Origin of the sequence: Clostridium sp. DL-VIII (assembly GCF_000230835.1) — a bacterium.
Classification (GTDB): Bacteria; Bacillota; Clostridia; order Clostridiales; family Clostridiaceae; genus Clostridium.
Window position 1 is genome coordinate 6,313,303 of record NZ_CM001240.1, and the last position, 19,264, is coordinate 6,332,566.

Consider the following 19,264-nt stretch of genomic DNA (forward strand, 5'->3'; position numbering starts at 1 on the left):
ACAAAAAAATGACTATCTTCAAAGTATAAAGATAGTCATGAAAGAACTTTATTATATATAGTATTATTATGTTTAATAATACTACTTGAACGATTAGTTACTAAACCAATATCCTGAAAAAATTAATAGTCCAAAGCACGCTATATGAAATGTTATCACAACTTGAGCATATTGGAACCATTTTTTCTTTTTATGAGTTTTGTAAAATTTAGATCTTCTTTGATATATATCAGTTGCAACTAATGCTAATCCTTGATATATTCCATATATTATATAATACCATTTTAGCCCATGCCACATTCCCATAATAAACATTGTTAACATTTGCCCCGCATGAGAAGCAATAAATCTGTTTTTGAATCTTTTTTTTCTCATACTATTTAATACAAATCTTGAATATATATAATCTCCAAACCATTTAGATAATGATATATGCCATCTAGTCCAAAATTCCTTCATATCTTTACTTAAGAAAGGTTTATTGAAATTTTCTGGCATTTTAATTCCCAAAATATAGCTTGTCCCTACGGCAAAAGCTGTATATCCTGCAAAATCAAAAAATAGATACAAACTATATGAGTACATATAATTTATTGAATATTTAATTATCAATGCTTTTTCATGAATGCTTGCAAGTACTGGAATTTGACTCATCCATAGGGAATTAATCAAATTTGCTACAACAAATTTATATACTATACCTATGATTATTTTTTTCACACCAAAACCTAAATAATTATTTATATATTCTTCTCTGGTTATCTTCTTCTCTAAATCACTTTCAAATCTTCTAGATCTGTCTATTGGCCCAGAAGTTAATGTCGTAAAAAATATAAAGAAATATAATGTATTTAATATACTGACTTCTTTTATATTTTTATCATATATTTCAATAACCATTTGAATAGCTTTAAAATTCATATATGAAAGCCCTATAAATCCAATGGTCTTTATACTAACTGCTCCACTTATTTTTAGGATAATCAACGGTAACATCGAACAAAATAAGATAAGATAGTATAAATATTTATTATCTGTTTTTTTTCTTAAAGCAGAATATATCTTAATTAAAGCAATCTCTCCGACCAAGAATAGCGGAAATACCTTCCCTATCCCCATTATTGCTAATATCATTAAAATAGATATAAAAATCCCATAATATTTAATATTCTTTTCTAAAAGTCCTAAAATAATAGCTGGTATCAATGCGATTGCAAGTATATATAAATAAAAATAATCTCCATATTCAACTAATGTCATTTCAATTCCTCCATAAGTTTATTTCTGTCAATTTCATAACTATATATTAATTTAAATTATTGTAGTCTTTGTTTATAGCACTACTTTATGAGAATAAACTCTTTACTAAGTATTTTTTAACTCTATAAACATTAATTACACTTAAAATTGACTATAAACAAATGGCAAATCTGTTGATGCTTGAAAAATATATACCATTAATATTAAAACTAATGCAATTGTCAGCATTGCAGATCTCTTAAAATCTTTATTATTTATTAAAATATTTATAAATTCCTTCACTTACCCTAAGCCACCCTTCTTCTCCTAAATGCTTTGTATCTACTAAGAAATGTTTTTTATAATCATAGGCTTGTAAATCAAGAACATCAAGATTATTATCTTTTGCTATTTCATTTACTTTTTCATCCCATTCTTTTCTTTTGTCCTTAGTAAGCCCCTGAAAATCATAAAACCATCCATTAACTGGAGGTATAACTATGTAAGGTTTTATATCAAGATCTTTACACACACTTAAGAAGAACTTATAATCATCCATTTCTTTAGATGTCATGAGATTTTCATTTTCAGACTCCCCTTTATGCTTATCAATATTATCTTTTAAAGTCCAATTATAAAGCTTGTCTTCCAAATTAAATTGATTATTCGTAGATACGATCTTTTCATTGTCCTTCTCAACTTTAGCATATTCATCATCCCAATTTATAGTTCTTAATATTGGTCCAGAGTTCTTATTAGGTAGGCCCTTAAGCTTCTGGTAAATTAATGCTTTATCTTGAATACCTAATAAATATTGCTTAACTTCATAATATGGTGAAAGTAGAATTTTTTGCATATTGGCAAAAGCGCTTGAATCTAAATAAAGCTTTGCATAATATGCTTCTGGCTGATTTTCTTTAGCTTTTGTTAGAAAATCATATACCCTTTGAGCATAATATCGTTTATTTTCTTCACTTATTTTAGGATTCTTTAAAAAATTATAAAACTGTACTTCTGAAAAATTTGCTGCATACTGATCTGGCTGTAATCCATCCTCATCTTCAAACCACTGAATGGAGAGTACATAGACAACTTTCTGGTTATCCTCTATGTCTCCTCCTCCTAAATATGAGGCTTCTTGTAAATCTTGAGTAAATGGTCTTCCAAAACAGCTTAAATTATAATTAGCACCATTAAACGGGAAAAAATCTAATGGATTTTGAGGAACGCTTATTCCAAGTTCGGATGATCCAAGCAAAAACATATTTCCGTTATCAGACAACATTTTCTTATCTAACGAGCTTTTATCCTTTACTGTATCAAATCTTAGTTTTCCAAGAGCACTTACATCTTTTTCTTTGGTTAATACTTGTATTTGTCTATCTAATATTGTATTCATCGTAATTGTAATAAATATTACGATGATTATCGGTATTATTAAGCTTATTATCTTTTTCATTATGCAACAACCTCTTTGTCGTTAAATTACTAATTTGTAAAAGTTAACTTATTGATAAAAATATTCTTCAATAGAGTAAATTACTCTATGTTTATAATATTATTCTATACCTACCAGTGTCAATAAAACATTCATTAATATATAGAAATTAGCTTTTTATAAATTTTTCCAAAAATATCAAAGCTTTTATTGTAGTACAAGCAAAAAGATATATTCTTGACTAAAAACTTCACGAATATACCCTTTTACATATAAATGTACTATTTAAGATTTTATTATAATTTATAAATTTTATCTCTATTGTTAACTACATTTTTAGTAGCATTTCTTGTATCATATACAACCTTGGCTCTAGAAACAATCGATTCATAATCATAGCAGCTATGATTTGTTGTTATGATTACAATATCAGCCTCATCAATAACTTCTTTCCAATCTACTGAATTGTAGACTTTACCTTTATATTTAGATGTTGGACAATAAGGATCATTTACCTTTAGATCCGCACCATTCTTTTCTAGTAATTCTATTACTTTAAATGCTGGTGATTCTCTATAATCATCTATGTCATTTTTATATGCAACACCCATTAATAAAACTTTAGCTCCATTTAACGCTTTTTTATTCTTATTTAAAATTTTCATAACATTATCAAGAACAAATTCTGGCATTGAATCATTAATTTCCCCTGATGTTTCAATTAGTCTTGTGTGATAATCATATTCTTTTGCTTTCCATTCTAAATAAAATGGATCAAGTGGAATACAATGTCCTCCAAGACCTGGACCTGGATAAAATGGCATGAACCCATATGGTTTTGTTTTTGCTGCATCAATAACTTCCCATACATCTATTCCCATTCTATTACATAAAATAGCCATTTCATTAGCTAATCCAATATTTATGTTTCTAAAAGTATTTTCTAATATCTTTTCCATTTCTGCTACAGCTGGTGATGATACAGTATGTATATCCCCTTCTAATATATTTCTATATAGTGCTGCTGCAACTTCAGTACAATCTTCAGAACATCCTCCAACAACTTTTGGAGTATTTTTAGTGTTGAAATCCTTATTTCCCGGATCAACTCTTTCTGGTGAGAAAGCTAAGAAGAAATCTTCTCCACATTTCAATCCGCTTTCCTCTAAAATTGGCTTAAGAACTTCTTCTGTTGTTCCTGGGTATGTAGTACTTTCAAGAATTACAAGCATACCTTTATGTAAATATTCTGCAACACTCTTTGTTGAAGAAACAACATATGATAAATCTGGCTGCTTATATAAATCTAATGGTGTAGGAACACAGATACAAATAGTGTCTACATCTTTAACAAAACTAAAATCTGTAGTTGCTTGTAAAGTCTTTGCTTCTACTAACTTCTTTAGAGTTTCATCTACTACATCACCTATATAATTTTTTCCTTCATTAACCATTTTTACTTTTTGTTCTTGAACATCAAAACCAATAGTTTGATATCCTGCATTAGCCTTTTCTACCGCTAATGGCAATCCAACGTATCCAAGTCCAACGACACCAACCTTTGCAGTTCTATTGTTTATCTTGTCTAATAATTGTTGTTTTAACATTGACATCTTATACCTCCACAATTTTCAGTTAACAGTTTATGCCCTTATGGTATCCTGCAAGCAATATACAGTTAACAGTTAATGATGAAATTCTTAAAGAATTTCTTTATATTTTTAATCCTAATATTCACTTCTATCTATTAGTCATTTATACATTCTACTTTTTCATCATTCTTATTATAATTCTTTCCACAAGCTTTGCAACTTGCATGTTCATCCTTAAATTCAAGTCTTTCTCCACACTCGCACACATATCCTAATATATTTGCTGGATTTCCTACAACTAGCGCATAATCTGGTATATGTTTAGTAACTACTGCTCCAGCTCCTACTAGTGCAAATCTGCCTATATTATGTCCACATACAATCGTAACATTTGCTCCAATAGATGCACCTTTTCCAATTACAGTTTCCCTATATTCACTTTTTCTTTCTATAAAGCTTCTTGGATTTACTACATTGGTAAATACACATGATGGTCCTAAGAATACATCATCTTCACAAATAACACCTGTATAAACAGACACATTATTTTGTATTTTTACACCATTTCCAATTTTTACGCCTGGTGATATTACAACATTTTGGCCTATGTTACACTTCTCCCCAATTTCACAATTGCTCATTACATGAGAAAAATGCCATATCTTTGTTCCATCTCCTATTTTCACATTATCATCTACATAGCTTGACTCATGTACAAAATAATTATCGCTCATAATATTAGTCTCCACATATTCATATTTATTCTATAAGTATCAAAATAACATCTTACTCTACAAATTCTAGGCTTTTATGCTTTCAATAATATAATCTACCTCAGTTTCTGTTAACTCTGGATAAACTGGTATTGCAAAAGTTCTATGAGATAAGTATTCAGCAACCGGCATATCGCCTTCTTTATATCCAAGATCCTTATATACCTTTTGTAAATGCAATGGAACTGGATAATAAACTCCAGTTGCAACTCCTTTTTCTTTAAGCTTTGTAAGCATAGTTTCCCTATCCTCGCATTGAAGCACATATTGGTGATATATAGGGTCATTTTCTTTATCCACAACCGGTGTTACCACATTTGAATTCTTTAGTTTTTCATCATATATTTTAGCTATTTTTCTTCTTCCTTCATTCCACTTATCTAAATGTGGCAATTTAACCCTTAGAATTGCTGCCTGAATAGCATCTAATCTAGAATTGAAGCCAATTAAATAGTTATAATATTTTAAAGGATTATATACTGTATCATCGCCATCCTTAGAAGTTTCTATTTCTTCTTTTATATTATTCAAGAAGTTAAAAGCTTTTTGTCCATTTTCTCCACTTCCATGGGTTCTTAAGGCTCTTGCTACTATAGCTATATTATCATCATTTGTAACTATCATACCACCATCTCCGGCACATGATAAATTTTTAGTTGGGAAAAATGAGAAGCATGCTGCATCGCCTAAAGTTCCTATCATCTTTCCTTTATATTTAGATCCCACTGCTTGAGCCGCATCTTCTATAACTTTTAAATTATGTTTCTTTGCTATTTCATTTATTTCATCCATTCTAGCACTTTGCCCAAAAATATGGACAGGTATAATGGCTTTTGTTTTCTTAGTGATCTTTTCTTCTATCTTAGCTGGATCTATATTAAATGTTTCTTTTTCCACATCAACAAAAACTGGAGTCGCACCAACTGCTGAAATAGACTCTGCTGAAGCAAAATATGTAAATGTAGAAGTTATTACTTCATCTCCGCTTCCTATCCCCAAAGATTTTAATGCAATAACTAATGCATCTGTTCCATTTCCTACTGATATTGCATGCTTAACACCTATATATTCTGCAAATTCCTTTTCAAATTCTACTACGTTCTTACCCATAATATAATTTGCAGAAGAAAGTACTTCTTTAGTTACTCTATCTAAATCTTCAGAAACAGATTTATATTGAGCTTTTAAATCAATTAATGGAATATTCATTTTCCTCGCTCCTTAATTTTACGAAAATATGTTATTTTTATAATAATTCTTCTTATTTATTGAAGAGTTATACATTTATCATTTTAACTCAACTAAACTTAGCAAATATTCAAATTTTATCCAAAACGTCTTTCATTCCAAAAAACTAACATGAATATTTTAACATACTTATTTTCAATTAACAACGTACTCTTGATAAGTTAAGAATTATAAGTTAAAAGTTATGAGTTAATGTTGAAATCTCTTTCAGAAATTTCTTGAATTATGTTTTTTGAAAAGCCAGTAGCTTTCCTTCCTCAACTCATAACTTGCCAATGGGGTACCACTCACTAGGCAGTAATACTTTATAATTGTTGCTTACATATCTGTCATCAATAAGCAAAACTCTGCCTTTATCATTTTCTGTTCTTATTACTCTCCCTGCAGCTTGTTGTACTTTATTTATTCCTGGGAATATGTATGCATACTCATATCCACGTTCTCTATAAAATTCTTTTATAACTTCATTTTTCATATCTATCATTGGATAGCCTACACCTATTATAACGCTTCCTATTAGTTGCTCTCCTGGCAAATCTATACCTTCTGAGAACATACCTCCAAGTACGCAAAACATCAGCAAGTTATTCTTTATTTTAAACTCATTTAAAAATTCACTCTTCTCTTCCTCACTCATGTTTTTCTTCTGCTTTACAAATTCGAAGCCTTCAATAGGAGATTTGCCTATTTCCTCATATAATAATTCCATATATGCATATGATGGTGAGAAAATCATGTAATTTCCCAGCTTATCTTTCACAAAATCTAAAATCTTATCTTTAACCAATTTCAATGTTCTTTGTCTATGCGAATATCTAATATTAATTGGGCTAACATAAACTTTTAAATTTTCTTTATTAAAAGGCGATGGAAGTTTTATTCTATAAGTTTCATCAGTACCTCCAAGCATTTCAATATAATATTTTAGTGGTGTTAGTGTCGCTGAAAAGAATATTACTGAATTACATCGTTTTAAATATTCTTTTAAGTTTTTAGCTGGATTTATACAATATAATGTTAACATAAGTTCTTGTGCTTCTTTTTCCATGCAAGTCCTGTAATTTTCGTCATATAACTGCATTGTAGAAACGAAAGCATTTATGTCAAAGTATAACTGCAATATTTCTTCATATCCTTCAAATTTGTTTCCTCTTACTAAAATTTCTTCACTCTCTCTTAGATATAATTGTAAGTGCTTACTTAGTTCACTTGGTAAGCCTTCCTCACAAAGCCATGTTACTTCTTTATCTTCACACTCATTTCTTAATTCAACAAAATAATCGTTGATTTTTCTTAATATAGCATGTAATTTATTAAGTTTGCCTTTAGTTAACTTTTTGCACTTTAATATTTCATTCTTACATAAAGATGCAGAATACATGTTTCTTGACCTATCTATTAAATTATGCGCTTCATCAACTAGGACTATATTCCCTTTGCTTTCTAGCACACGCGTTAATGATACCCTCGGATCAAAAATATAATTGTAATCTCCAATAATTCCATCGCAATAAAGGCTTAAGTCTAAAGATAACTCAAAAGGACACACTTCATATCTTTCAGCATATTCCTGCAATATTTCCCTGGAAATTCTTTCTTCATTCTCTAAAATATAAAATATTACTTCTTTCACCTTACCATAATAGTTCTTTGCATATTTACATTTCTCTGGATTGCAATCAAAGTTATCATTGCTGCATATTTTTTCTTTAGCAGTAATTACTATGCTCTTAAACTTCAAGCCCTTTGTCCTCAATCTTTCAAACGTTTCCTCTGCAACCTGCCTATTTATGGTCTTAGCTGTTAGATATATAATCCGCTCACCAATCTCCTCTCCTAAAGCCTTTACTGCCGGAAATATCGTTGATATTGTTTTTCCTATACCAGTCGGTGCCTGCGCAAATAGAATTTCTTTTTCCTTCATCGTCTGATATGATATATTTATTAGTTTTCTTTGTCCTTCTCTATACTTATCAAAAGGAAAACTAAGAGTTCTTATAGACTCATTTCTTCTATTTTTTTGTTGATAAATCAAACTAACAAATTTCTCATATTCCTCTAATATTGCTTCTATAAACTTCTCTAATTCTTCTATAGTAAATTGTTTTTCAAAACTTTTAACTTCACTTGTTTCAAGCTGCACGTACGATAACCTTACATAAATATTTTGAATATTATTTTGTTTACAATAAATTAAAGCATATACTTTTGCCTGCGCCCAGTGTACTTCATTCAAATCATCTATATATGCAAAGTTTTTATAGGTTGATTTAATTTCCTCAATTATTATTCTATCATCCTGTATTATAATCCCATCTGCTCGTCCTTCAATATTTATTAAACTCTTCTTTGTTTCAAAGACATAACTTAAATATACTTCTTTTTCATAATTTTTATAAATACTCAAATTATCATCTTGAAGTTTTTGATGTGCCTTTGTACCTTCCACCGCTCTGGCACTTCCCGAAAATCTATTATCTATGTCACCACTCTTAAGACAGAACTCAACTAGATTTCTTACAGATTCCTTTATTATAACCTTATCCATCTCTATTCTCCTCTGTAATAACTTCTAACACTATTTCGAATAATATAAGTTAACTTTTAGTTCTTTACCTTACACGTAAAACACTTACTTAATTTGTATTATAACTATTTAGACATCAAATTAAGTAAGTGTTCTTAACATATTTATATATTTATTTTACTATTCTGTTTCATACTCATTAACTATTTTTTGAACTAACTTTTTAATAACGCTTGCTTGAGCTATTAGTGAAAGAACTAATAAGAAAATCTTTATTCTCTCTTCATCATCTTCTTTCAAATCGAAATTTTTAATTATTTCTTCTATTTTCTTCTCATGGTTTAAGGAAGTTAAAAAGTAATCATCAAAGCTTTCTTTTTGTATTTGTGTAAACGTCTTGTAAGCATCTTCCCATGATAATATATCATCATTTCTATCATTTATTTCATTGAAAGCAAGTCTAAAAACCTTTTTTATTTCTTCTGTAGTCAAGAGTGGTCTCATATAACCTAGTAATACTAACTGAACTAAATGCATTTTAGTATATCCTCGTTTTTTACCATCCTCTGGTTTTGTTATAACTTCGCTTTTAGTATAATTTTGAACTATGTTATTAGTAAACCTTTCATCCACAAATTTATCATTCAAATAATCTATTACTTGGGATAAAAACAAATCATATTTAGGAAGCTCTTCATATGAGACTGAACTATTTTTGGACATTTCCTCCGCTAACTCTTTTATATAATTAGAATCAAATTTTTTTCCCATTTTATACACCTATACTTTCCAATTTTAAATATATATAGATTATATAGTAATTATGAACTCGTTACAAGTTACTTTAAACAGCGTGTTACTAATTTATTTTTCCTAAATATATATTTTCCCAAATTATTATAATTATGTGATTAATGAAATCCTAAGTAGACTAGTAGCAAAAAAATATCTAATTTATGTAATTGCTCGACATTATCACTTATATTCTCCGCGTTTCTGCAAAATAGTTAATATACTGATTTTATTCTTTTTTTTGTAAATAAATTTAGCATATTATAGACAATTTGCTTACTTTACATATTAATATTTTTCAATTGTTGTTATAAGTTGGATTTATTGATTTATTTTTTAAAATCCCCACTATAATTTAGTAAATAAATTCTCTTGACTTTTCTAAAATATGGTAGTATATTTTATATAAGATGTTTATTAAGGTTGAAATTTGTAATTTCTTATAAATAAAGAGAAATATCCATTGACTTTATATTACATACTTGGTAATATATCATAGTAGAATGTCGAATCATGGAATTAGGAGGAGTTTTTTATGAAATCAACAGGTGTAGTTAGAAGAGTAGATGAGTTAGGAAGAATAGTTATTCCTATAGAACTTAGAAGAACTTTAGATATTGCTGAAAAAGATGCATTAGAAATTTATGTAGACGGTGAGCAAATAATCTTAAAGAAATATGAACCAGCTTGTATTTTCTGTGGAGATGCAAGAGATGTAATTAACTACAAAGGTAAAAACATTTGTACTAAATGTTTAGATGAAATTAAAAATAACAGATAATATTTTTATTTAATAAGTTTACCTATTGTAAAATAATAAATAAATTATATATTTATTTTTAAAGAGACTATCTCAATAATTTTGAGATAGTCTTTCTTCTGCAAAATTGTTTGCTTTAATTAGATTAATGCTTTTCTCAAATAACTAAATTAAGTAATATATTATATATCAGTCGAAAACTTATACACTTCACTTTTAGGCAATTCTCTTTCTTTAGCCACAAGTTTTATTGCTGATTTTTTATCCATTCCTTCATCTATGTGTTTTCTTATATGATCTTCAATGGATAAACTTATCCATGCTTCTCTTTGTTCTTCCTTTATTTCCTCAAGTTTTTTTCCTTCAATTACAAGTACAAATTCTCCTCTAGGCTTATTTTCTATAAAATACTCAATCGCCTGGCTCATAGTACCTCTAAATATTTCCTGATATATTTTTGTTAATTCTCTACATACTGCAATCTTTCTATTTCCAAATGTTTCATTTAAAAATGTTAACGTATCTAATAATCTATGCGGCGCCTCATAAAATATAATTGTCTCTTGGCTTTGCAAAAGTTCTTCTGCTACTACCTTTCGATCTTTATTTTCTCTAGGTAAAAAGCCTCTAAATAAGAATTTAGTTGTATCTAAACCTGAATAAACTAACGCTGTAGTTATTGCTGTTGCTCCTGGAAGTACTTCAAAATCAATCATTTTTTCTATACATCTTTCAACAATAACGCTTCCCGGATCTGATATTCCAGGTGTTCCTGCATCTGAAACCAATGCTACATTTTTACCTTCCATAAGCAATTCTATAATTTTATCACTTTTTATCTGTTCATTAAATTTATGATAACTAATTAAAGGCTTTTTAATTTCAAAATGATTTAACAATTTTAATGTTTGTCTTGTATCTTCCGCCGCAATAAAATCAGCTTCTTGTAAAGTTTCTAATGCTCGTAATGTAATATCTTTTAAATTTCCAATTGGAGTTGGCACTAAATATAATTTTCCATTGCTCATATCATATCCTCCAGTATATTGAATCAATTTCCTTAGTATATTTTCCATTATCATCATAGACATACAATGGAGCTTCCCATTTCAAATATGCTCCTCCATCTCTTTGTCCCTCAACCAAAACAATATTAGGCGCTTTTCCCATTTTAGGATGAATCATTTTTATCCTCTTAGGCTCTATCTTGTATTTCCTCATTAAAGTAAAAATGTCTGCTAAACGTTCCGGCCTATGTATCATGAAAAGCCTGCCATTATCTTTTAATAAAGTTCTCGCTGCATTAATCACGTCTTCTAAATTGCATAATATTTCATGTCTGGCTATTGCCAGCTTATCATTTGGATTAATTATACCTGAATTATTCAATTTATATGGTGGATTTACTGTAACTACATCAAACTTTTCAAGTTTCTTCAAAAAATCTACATTTTTTAAATCTTCATTTATAAAGCAAATTTTTTCATCTAAAGAATTTAGTTTCACACTTCTTTTAGCCATTTCAACCATATCTTCCTGTATTTCCAACCCATATATACTCTTAGGCTCATACTTTCCATATATTAAAAATGGTATTATTCCTGTTCCTGTACATAGATCAATTACCCTATGCTTGTTTTTTACACAGGCAAAATCAGATAATAGTACAGCATCTATGCCAAATTTAAATCCATCCTTCTTTTGAATCAAATTTAATCCTTTAAGTTGTAAATCATCTACTGTCTCATCTTCTTTTATATATTCTAATTTGCTATCCATTTATTTTTCCTCTGACTTCTTCATGTGAATTTTGCTTATACTCTTATAAATTTATTAATATTTCTATGAAATTATAGATCTTATATACATTCCACATTATAACATCGCAAATCAAATAAAAAAAGTCCTTCTGTATTTAAACAGAAGGACTATCTCTTGAAATCAGATGTTAACAACTAATTTCTTATGTTAACTAGTTTAAAATTCTTCTTGCTGCATAAAAACTATATACCGGTGCTACTTTGACTACATCACCTGTTTGTGGCGCATTAATCATTTGGCCGTTCCCAACATATATTCCAACATGGCCTGGATGTGTAAATACTAAATCTCCCGGTTGAAGCTGATCTTGACTAACAGCTTGTCCTTGATTTATTTGTGAGTAAGTTGTTCTAGATATATCAACACCTGCAGCATTTTCATATACATATTGAGTAAATCCTGAACAATCGAAACTATTTGCACCAGTTGCTCCCCACACATATGGTTTTCCTAATTGTGCATATGCTTCATTTAAAATGGCTTGAGCATTTCCAGCTGATGGCACAGCAACTTTTGCACCTCTACTTGCTGTAGAAGTAGCAAATTTTACTTCGGCTGCTTTTTTAGTTGATACTGCAGCTTTGGCTTTCTCTATTTTATCATTTATTTCAGAAGTAACAATTTCACTCTTAATTTGATTATCTCTAATATTTCTTAATTGATCAATCGCTGCTTGAAGATCTGCTGCTGAACTATTAGAATTATCTATAACATCAAACTGAGTCTTTACAGTGTCTCTTTCTAATTGTGATAAATATTGCGCATCAAACTTACTTTTTTCATCTTTTGCTTGAGCTGATAATGTTTCCTCTTCTTTTTTCTTTCCATCTAATTCATCTAAATTAGTTTGTATTTCTTTGTTAAGCTTATCTATTTCAGATTTTTTATCTTCTAAGGATTGAATTTTATTATTTAATTCTTCCTTTTTACTTGTAACTTCTTCTATTGCAGCTTTATCTTTACCTAATATCTTGCTCACAGCCTCTGCTCTTGAAAAGAAATCACTTGTTGATTCTGACTCAAGAATAAAATTTAAATAACTAAATTCTAAATCTCCTGATGTATACATTGCTTTAACTCTTTGTCCCAAAGCTAAATCTAATGTATTAATATCTTTCTTACATTGTTCAATATCTTTTGTAGTATTATCAATAGTATTATTTATACTTGTTATTTCTTTTTTATTTTTATCTACTGTTACTTGTAGCGGTTCTATCTGTGTATCTAAATCGTAGATCTTATTTTCAATATCTGTTATTTTACTTTGAATATCTGCATATTTTTGTCTCGAATCACTTAATTGTTGATTATCCGGCGTCGCAAACACAGGTATAGAGCTACCTACAACGATTACTGTCGCTAACGTAATAGCTAGAATTCTGCTTTTCATTCATTATCGGTTGTCAAACCTTCCCTCCTCCATCAATCTATATTCTCAGACAATTATAACACTTTCAGTAAAGATGGACAATTCTTATATCTGGCGAGAATTTAGTTTATCCTAGTAATATCTGTATATTGTCCGTATTCCCCTCTTTTTCTAACTCATTCTTTATCTTTCTCAATCTTTAAATTTTTCATCAACTAGATTAATATGTAAACTTTATATTATAATTCTTAAGTTGTAACTATATGTATTAATATTATAAATACTTGTTTTACTATGAATATCAAAATCCTTGACATAAAACTCACTTGAATATATAATTATAAATGGCTACGGGGTGTGGCGCAGCTGGGAGCGCGCGTGGTTTGGGACCATGAGGTCGCAGGTTCAATCCCTGTCACCCCGACCAAAAATATTATCTAAAATATACAAATATTAACTTAGGGACAATCCTTAAGTTTTTTTATTTATCCTTTTATTATATATATTGCAATTGGCTATGCACAATTTAAAATTAGCAATTGTTGTAAAAATTCTGTAAAGACTTCACCGCTAATTGCCAATTGTACGTTGCAAATTTTTAATTGCAACATATATAGTAATTACAAATCAATTTATAATTATTATAATAGCTTTGTAAATATCACCAGTAATAATTTATGGAGGTATACATGTTAAATAATATAAAGGCTGCAATCTTTGACTTAGATGGGACTCTAGTTGATTCCATGTGGGTTTGGAGTAAAATTGATACTGATTACCTAAAAGATAAGGGTTATACTGTGCCTGAAAATTTAAAAAATGATATTGAACATTTAAGTTTTACTCAAACTGCTATTTATTTTAAAGAAAAATTTAAACTCAATGATTCCATAGAAAAAATAGTAGCTGATTGGCATGATATGGCCTATTATCATTACTCTAATAATGTAAAATTAAAATCAGGAGTGCTGAAATTCTTAGATTATTTAAAATCTAATAAAATAAAAATCGCTTTAGCTACCAGTAATTCTCACTCTCTGTTGGAAGCTTGCTTAAAAAATAATAAAGTTTATGATTATTTTGATTCAATCACAACTACCGATGAAGTCTCTAATGGTAAAGATTCTCCCGATGTATATTTACTAGCTGCCAAAAAATTAGGCATTGATCCAAAGAATTGTGTTGTATTTGAAGATATCCTGCCTGCTGTACAAGCTGCAAAATGTGCGGACATGAAGGTAATTGCAGTAGAAGATACTGAATGCTTAAATTCAAGGGAGGATTTTCTTAAGTACGCGGATGAATATATTACCTCATTTTTAGACTTATTAGAGTAGCTAAGCATACTATAATCTTATATAACAATATATATTTTTTATATCATACTTATTTTGTAACATTTCAACATTAAAATCCTTTATACGCGAAAACAGCTACATTCTTTAACCAGAATGCAGCTGTTTTTTATTGTAGCTGTTAAAATCTAATTTGTGTCCTATTAGTATTTTACTTAGTAACTTTAGAACTATTATAGAAATAACTACTTGATTGTCGCAAGAAATTACTTTCTCTCAACTCCATACTTTCCTTCTAATTCCTTTAAAATTTGCTCATACTTAGTATGTTGGTTTTGTTTTACTAATTCATTTAAAACATTATCCTTTACTTCATCAAAGCTAGTAACTGATGCTTCGTTTTTTGCATCTACTAATATTAAATGATATCCAAATTGAGTTTTAACTGGCTCAGTAATTGTACCTATTTCAGCATCAAATGCAGCTTCTTCAAATTCTGGTACCATCATTCCTTTTGAAAATTCACCTAGATTTCCACCTTGCATATTTGATGGACACATTGAATACTTCATTGCAGCATCCCCAAATGATATTTGTTCACTTAAAATTTCTTCCTTAGCCTTTTTAGCTTCTTCTTCTGTTTCAACTAAAATATGTCGAGCAGAAACTGTAGCTGGTTTACCAAAAGATTCTTTATTATCTTCATAATATTTATTAACTTCATCATCTGTAACTGTTACATCAGCTAATATCTTATTTATTGCCATTGAAGTTATAACTTCCTTTGATATGTTTTCTATGGCATCTTTATATTCTTGTGTTTTATCTATGTTTATTTCTTTTCCGAACTTATTCATTAATTCAAATGAAATTAATTGCTCTACTAATTGTTTTCTCTTTTCTTCACTTTGTAATGCGCCTCTTTGTTCTTGAGGATACCTGCTGATAATCGCATTTAAATCTTTTTCTGTTATTTCATGTCCTGCTGCAATAGCTAATACTTTATTTTCCATGTAAATTCTCCTTTATAATAAATATTTTATATTATTTTTCTTAGTAATTTGTTTTATACATTCCATTTTAACAGCATCTGACCCTTCAAACAACAATAATGAGCAAATATTTTTAGTCAATATAATCTAATATACATAAATCTGTAATATAATGTTATAATAATTTCGGGTGATGTTATGTCTGAAATATTAAAAAACGATTGGAAAAATTATTTAGAATCCGAATTTCATAAAGATTATTATCTTAAATTAAGAAAATTTTTAGTCAATGAATATAACTCTAAGATCATCTATCCAAATATGTATGATCTTTTTAATGCGTTGCATTTTACACCTTATAGTGATGTTAAGGTCGTTATCTTAGGACAGGATCCTTATCACGGTCCTAAACAGGCACATGGCTTAAGCTTTTCTGTTAATCCTGGTGTAAAAGCTCCACCATCTTTAATTAACATCTACAAGGAGCTTCATGATGACTTAGGATGCTATATTCCAAACAATGGCTATCTTAAAAAATGGGCTGATCAAGGTGTTTTATTATTAAATACAGTACTTACTGTCAGAGCTGGCGAAGCCAACTCGCATAGGAACAAAGGTTGGGAGGAATTTACTAATAGGATTATTACCATATTAAATGAAAAGGAAACTCCTATAGTTTTTATTCTCTGGGGAAATAATGCTATTTCAAAGACTAGTTTAATTACTAATCCAAAGCATTTTATCATAAAATCAGTTCATCCTAGTCCCTTATCAGCCTCAAGAGGCTTTTTTGGCAGTAGACCATTTTCAAAAACAAATGACTTTTTAGTTTCTACTAATCAAACACCAATAGACTGGCAAATTGAGAATATATAGAATATATACATATTTCAATATTGTCATTCTTAATACACCTAAATAATCATTGTAAAGAGATAATTTTAACTTAATACTTACATGAATACTTATGATATCTAGTGTATACTATTCATATGAGCATTCTGCTGACTTAAGGAGGTTATTTTGTGGAATATAAATTTTCTCATAATGGCAAAGAATACGTATTAACAAAGGAAAATTGCGACGGAATATTTTTTGATGATGAAGCTACGGTTTCAGGTCTTTCTATGGATATTATTTTAGATGCTTTAAATGAAGGCGAAGAGGTAAACTTCTCAAATGAGTATTACATGGGAAAATGTTCTTGCAACTCTCAAGAAGAGGTAAATAAATCTTATCGTTATTTAGAATATCACTTTTTTATTTACACAAAAAATAATCAATATGTAATCAATACTATTGGTAATGAATATAAACATACATCCTTTAATCAGCTTTTTGGATTTGGTAAAGTGGATGATAGTTATATAGTTAGTGTAACTGTATGTCCTAATTGCGGTGAATATTCAATATCAGTGGAACAATGCACTGTTTAATTGTATAATTTATTGGGCTGTCGCGTAAAAAATAGAAACTACACTATCCTGAATTAAAGTTTTAAATTCTTATGCAGCATATTGTAGTTGATTTTCTCAACGCTACAGCCCTTATTACAGTCCATAATTTTAAATCTTTAAGAAATTTTTGTATTCTAATACTATAGAAGTTTTTTGCAATAAAACAAAAAAGCACTAACCTACGTTAGTGCTTTTAATATGGTGGCTCGAACTGGAATCGAACCAGTGACACGAGGATTTTCAGTCCTCTGCTCTACCGACTGAGCTATCGAGCCATCTTACCTGGCAACATCTTACTCTTCCACACAGTCTCCCATGCAGTACCATCAGCGCTATAGACCTTAACTTTCCTGTTCGGAATGGGAAGGAGTGTTACCTCTACGCCATCATCACCAGATCACAAATAGTATTATATCTAGATATGAAGATTATGTCAACAACTTTTTTCTATTTTTATTTAATCTTGTGAAACTGTAAAATAATATTTTGTGTCAAGCAGTCGATTATACTCATCTTATGGCATATATAAAATCAATCTCAAATGACACAAAATATACATTATCTTACTTAACTTAGTGCTATTTTTACCAAACCTTAGATAACTAGATCCTCTATTACTTTTCCACCTTCAATATGTTCATCCATAATTCTTTCAACATCTTTCACTTGAACATTTCCGTACCAAGTTCCTTCTGGATAAACCACTACAATCGGACCCTTGTTACATACTCCCAAACATCCAGTATTAGTGACCATTACTTCGTTTATTAGATCCCTATCTTCAACTTCCTCCATAAATTTTTGCACAACCTTTACTGAATCTTTACTGAAACACATTCCTTTTTGCATTCCATTAACTCTACAACTCGCACATACAAAAATATGATGCTTTAAACTTATCATTTTACTTTCCCCACTTTCGTAAATTAAATATTTATATTTCTTCAATAATGTCAAAGTATAGCCCTATTATAAAACTGAGATGACAAAATCAAAGTAAATATCAATTTTAAAAATATTTTTCATGAATTTGTTTAATTGTATTAATTTTTTACATTGCCTTTTTTATTATTTTTACCATTTTATCATCTAATTCTTCTCTTGACAATTAATTTTTAATATAAAGATATTAATTTATTTTTTTAATTGATTGTGCCATAATTAAATAAGATAACAAATGTATTTTTAATTCTAACTTGGAGGTATTTTATGAGTGTTGAAAGATTATCAAGTATTCTAAAAGAAAGCAACAACATAGTTTTTTTTGGCGGTGCCGGTGTCAGTACTGAGTCCGACATTCCAGATTTCAGAAGTTCAAATGGGTTATTTAACGAAAAACTAAATATTACATTTACGCCAGAGCAATTAGTATCACATACTTTTTATACTAAATATCCTGAAGAATTCTTTAAGTTCTATAAATCTAAACTTATATATCCAGAAGCAAAGCCAAATAGCGGCCACTTGGCCTTAGCCAAACTTGAAGAAATGGGAAAACTGAAAGCTATCGTAACGCAAAATATAGATGGACTTCATCAAATGGCTGGAAGTAAAAACGTCTTTGAGCTTCACGGCTCTATTCACAGAAATTATTGTGTTAAATGTCATGAATTCTATGATGAAAAATTTATTTTAAACTCTGATGGAGTTCCTACTTGTACTAAATGCGGCGGCTCTGTTAAACCTGATGTAGTTCTTTATGAAGAAGGCCTAGACGACAGTGTAATTAGAGGTGCAATAAATGCTATTTCTAAAGCTGATACTCTTATTATCGGCGGAACTTCACTTGTTGTTTATCCTGCTGCAGGCCTTATAGATTATTTCAAGGGCAATAACCTTATACTTATAAACAAAAGTTCAACTTCTGCTGATTCAAAAGCTGATTTAGTTATACACGATTCTATCGGTAAAGTTCTAAGCGAAGCCGTAAATTCATTATAAAACTAATTCTACAGCAAAAA

Annotated in this window: 17 protein-coding genes, 2 tRNA genes and 1 rRNA gene; 6 read left to right on the plus strand and 14 right to left on the minus strand. The window is 29.3% G+C overall.

The features are described from left to right. Positions 1–93: 93 nt before the first annotated feature. From dltB to CDLVIII_RS28480, 7 genes are all read right to left on the minus strand, one after another. Positions 94–1,260 (minus strand): D-alanyl-lipoteichoic acid biosynthesis protein DltB, encoded by a 1,167-nt coding sequence (dltB, locus tag CDLVIII_RS28450; protein WP_009172946.1) that lies wholly within the window; start codon positions 1,258–1,260, stop codon positions 94–96. Between the two features lie 250 nt (positions 1,261–1,510). Then, entirely contained in the window at positions 1,511–2,698 is a 1,188-nt protein-coding gene (gene dltD, locus CDLVIII_RS28455) for a D-alanyl-lipoteichoic acid biosynthesis protein DltD (protein ID WP_009172948.1), read from the minus strand. Between the two features lie 275 nt (positions 2,699–2,973). Further along, positions 2,974–4,290 (minus strand): nucleotide sugar dehydrogenase, encoded by a 1,317-nt coding sequence (locus CDLVIII_RS28460; RefSeq protein WP_009172949.1) that lies wholly within the window; start codon positions 4,288–4,290, stop codon positions 2,974–2,976. A 134-nt stretch (positions 4,291–4,424) separates the two neighbouring features. Then, entirely contained in the window at positions 4,425–5,003 is a 579-nt protein-coding gene (locus CDLVIII_RS28465) for an acyltransferase (RefSeq protein WP_009172950.1), read from the minus strand. 66 nt (positions 5,004–5,069) lie between these two features. Further along, complete coding sequence (locus CDLVIII_RS28470; RefSeq protein WP_009172951.1) at positions 5,070–6,251, minus strand: DegT/DnrJ/EryC1/StrS family aminotransferase; 1,182 nt, start codon at positions 6,249–6,251, stop codon at positions 5,070–5,072. A 301-nt stretch (positions 6,252–6,552) separates the two neighbouring features. Next, on the minus strand, positions 6,553–8,838 hold the full coding sequence (locus tag CDLVIII_RS28475) for an ATP-dependent DNA helicase (protein WP_009172952.1): 2,286 nt from the start codon (positions 8,836–8,838) through the stop codon (positions 6,553–6,555). 159 nt (positions 8,839–8,997) lie between these two features. Then, positions 8,998–9,588, minus strand: coding sequence for a DUF1836 domain-containing protein (locus CDLVIII_RS28480; protein WP_009172953.1), 591 nt, complete (start codon positions 9,586–9,588; stop codon positions 8,998–9,000). 556 nt (positions 9,589–10,144) lie between these two features. On the opposite strand from CDLVIII_RS28480, the gene CDLVIII_RS28485 reads away from it, so the two are divergent. Next, positions 10,145–10,390 (plus strand): AbrB/MazE/SpoVT family DNA-binding domain-containing protein, encoded by a 246-nt coding sequence (locus CDLVIII_RS28485; RefSeq protein WP_009172954.1) that lies wholly within the window; start codon positions 10,145–10,147, stop codon positions 10,388–10,390. Positions 10,391–10,551: 161 nt separating this feature from the next. Here CDLVIII_RS28485 and rsmI read toward each other — a convergent pair whose 3' ends face one another. The 3 genes from rsmI to CDLVIII_RS28500 form a co-directional block, all read right to left on the minus strand. After that, on the minus strand, positions 10,552–11,397 hold the full coding sequence (rsmI, locus tag CDLVIII_RS28490) for a 16S rRNA (cytidine(1402)-2'-O)-methyltransferase (protein ID WP_009172955.1): 846 nt from the start codon (positions 11,395–11,397) through the stop codon (positions 10,552–10,554). Position 11,398: 1 nt separating this feature from the next. After that, positions 11,399–12,148, minus strand: a complete 750-nt coding sequence (locus tag CDLVIII_RS28495; RefSeq protein ID WP_009172956.1) for a tRNA1(Val) (adenine(37)-N6)-methyltransferase — start codon at positions 12,146–12,148, stop codon at positions 11,399–11,401. A gap of 193 nt (positions 12,149–12,341) precedes the next feature. Then, a complete protein-coding gene (locus tag CDLVIII_RS28500; RefSeq protein ID WP_009172957.1) occupies positions 12,342–13,580 on the minus strand; it encodes a C40 family peptidase in 1,239 nt (412 codons plus the stop codon). A gap of 330 nt (positions 13,581–13,910) precedes the next feature. On the opposite strand from CDLVIII_RS28500, the gene CDLVIII_RS28505 reads away from it, so the two are divergent. Further along, positions 13,911–13,986, plus strand: a tRNA-Pro gene (locus CDLVIII_RS28505). A 262-nt stretch (positions 13,987–14,248) separates the two neighbouring features. After that, on the plus strand, positions 14,249–14,896 hold the full coding sequence (locus tag CDLVIII_RS28510) for an HAD family phosphatase (RefSeq protein ID WP_009172958.1): 648 nt from the start codon (positions 14,249–14,251) through the stop codon (positions 14,894–14,896). 224 nt (positions 14,897–15,120) lie between these two features. On the opposite strand, the gene CDLVIII_RS28515 is transcribed toward CDLVIII_RS28510, so the two are convergent. Then, positions 15,121–15,867 (minus strand): peptidyl-prolyl cis-trans isomerase, encoded by a 747-nt coding sequence (locus CDLVIII_RS28515; protein ID WP_009172959.1) that lies wholly within the window; start codon positions 15,865–15,867, stop codon positions 15,121–15,123. A 177-nt stretch (positions 15,868–16,044) separates the two neighbouring features. On the opposite strand from CDLVIII_RS28515, the gene CDLVIII_RS28520 reads away from it, so the two are divergent. Together CDLVIII_RS28520 and CDLVIII_RS28525 are read left to right on the plus strand one after the other, a co-directional pair. Further along, entirely contained in the window at positions 16,045–16,722 is a 678-nt protein-coding gene (locus CDLVIII_RS28520) for a uracil-DNA glycosylase (RefSeq protein WP_009172960.1), read from the plus strand. 149 nt (positions 16,723–16,871) lie between these two features. Further along, the gene (locus tag CDLVIII_RS28525) at positions 16,872–17,282 is read left to right on the plus strand and encodes a DUF3785 domain-containing protein (protein WP_009172961.1); all 411 of its coding nucleotides are present in this window, start codon (positions 16,872–16,874) and stop codon (positions 17,280–17,282) included. A 220-nt stretch (positions 17,283–17,502) separates the two neighbouring features. Here CDLVIII_RS28525 and CDLVIII_RS28530 read toward each other — a convergent pair. The 3 genes from CDLVIII_RS28530 to CDLVIII_RS28540 form a co-directional block, all read right to left on the minus strand. After that, a tRNA-Phe gene (locus CDLVIII_RS28530) sits at positions 17,503–17,578 on the minus strand. Between the two features lie 5 nt (positions 17,579–17,583). Next, positions 17,584–17,700: ribosomal RNA gene (rrf, locus tag CDLVIII_RS28535) — 5S ribosomal RNA — on the minus strand. Between the two features lie 197 nt (positions 17,701–17,897). Continuing rightward, entirely contained in the window at positions 17,898–18,206 is a 309-nt protein-coding gene (locus CDLVIII_RS28540; RefSeq protein WP_009172962.1) for a 2Fe-2S ferredoxin, read from the minus strand. Positions 18,207–18,512: 306 nt separating this feature from the next. On the opposite strand from CDLVIII_RS28540, the gene CDLVIII_RS28545 reads away from it, so the two are divergent. Then, positions 18,513–19,244 carry an NAD-dependent protein deacylase gene (locus CDLVIII_RS28545; RefSeq protein WP_009172963.1) on the plus strand — a complete coding sequence of 244 codons (732 nt, stop codon included), beginning with the start codon at positions 18,513–18,515 and terminating at the stop codon, positions 19,242–19,244. The last annotated feature ends 20 nt before the right edge of the window (positions 19,245–19,264 follow it).

Excerpts from the sequence above, each read along its gene's own strand:
- CDLVIII_RS28495 (WP_009172956.1), bottom strand. The coding sequence starts at position 12,148 with ATGGATAGCAAATTAGAATATATAAAAGAAGATGAGACAGTAGATGAT.
- CDLVIII_RS28540 (WP_009172962.1), bottom strand. The coding sequence starts at position 18,206 with ATGATAAGTTTAAAGCATCATATTTTTGTATGTGCGAGTTGTAGAGTT.
- CDLVIII_RS28500 (WP_009172957.1), bottom strand. The coding sequence starts at position 13,580 with ATGAAAAGCAGAATTCTAGCTATTACGTTAGCGACAGTAATCGTTGTA.
- CDLVIII_RS28510 (WP_009172958.1), top strand. The coding sequence starts at position 14,249 with ATGTTAAATAATATAAAGGCTGCAATCTTTGACTTAGATGGGACTCTA.
- rsmI (WP_009172955.1), bottom strand. The coding sequence starts at position 11,397 with ATGAGCAATGGAAAATTATATTTAGTGCCAACTCCAATTGGAAATTTA.
- CDLVIII_RS28480 (WP_009172953.1), bottom strand. The coding sequence starts at position 9,588 with ATGGGAAAAAAATTTGATTCTAATTATATAAAAGAGTTAGCGGAGGAA.
- CDLVIII_RS28475 (WP_009172952.1), bottom strand. The coding sequence starts at position 8,838 with ATGGATAAGGTTATAATAAAGGAATCTGTAAGAAATCTAGTTGAGTTC.
- CDLVIII_RS28515 (WP_009172959.1), bottom strand. The coding sequence starts at position 15,867 with ATGGAAAATAAAGTATTAGCTATTGCAGCAGGACATGAAATAACAGAA.
- CDLVIII_RS28460 (WP_009172949.1), bottom strand. The coding sequence starts at position 4,290 with ATGTCAATGTTAAAACAACAATTATTAGACAAGATAAACAATAGAACT.
- CDLVIII_RS28485 (WP_009172954.1), top strand. The coding sequence starts at position 10,145 with ATGAAATCAACAGGTGTAGTTAGAAGAGTAGATGAGTTAGGAAGAATA.
- dltD (WP_009172948.1), bottom strand. The coding sequence starts at position 2,698 with ATGAAAAAGATAATAAGCTTAATAATACCGATAATCATCGTAATATTT.
- CDLVIII_RS28520 (WP_009172960.1), top strand. The coding sequence starts at position 16,045 with ATGTCTGAAATATTAAAAAACGATTGGAAAAATTATTTAGAATCCGAA.
- CDLVIII_RS28470 (WP_009172951.1), bottom strand. The coding sequence starts at position 6,251 with ATGAATATTCCATTAATTGATTTAAAAGCTCAATATAAATCTGTTTCT.
- CDLVIII_RS28465 (WP_009172950.1), bottom strand. The coding sequence starts at position 5,003 with ATGAGCGATAATTATTTTGTACATGAGTCAAGCTATGTAGATGATAAT.
- dltB (WP_009172946.1), bottom strand. The coding sequence starts at position 1,260 with ATGACATTAGTTGAATATGGAGATTATTTTTATTTATATATACTTGCA.
- CDLVIII_RS28545 (WP_009172963.1), top strand. The coding sequence starts at position 18,513 with ATGAGTGTTGAAAGATTATCAAGTATTCTAAAAGAAAGCAACAACATA.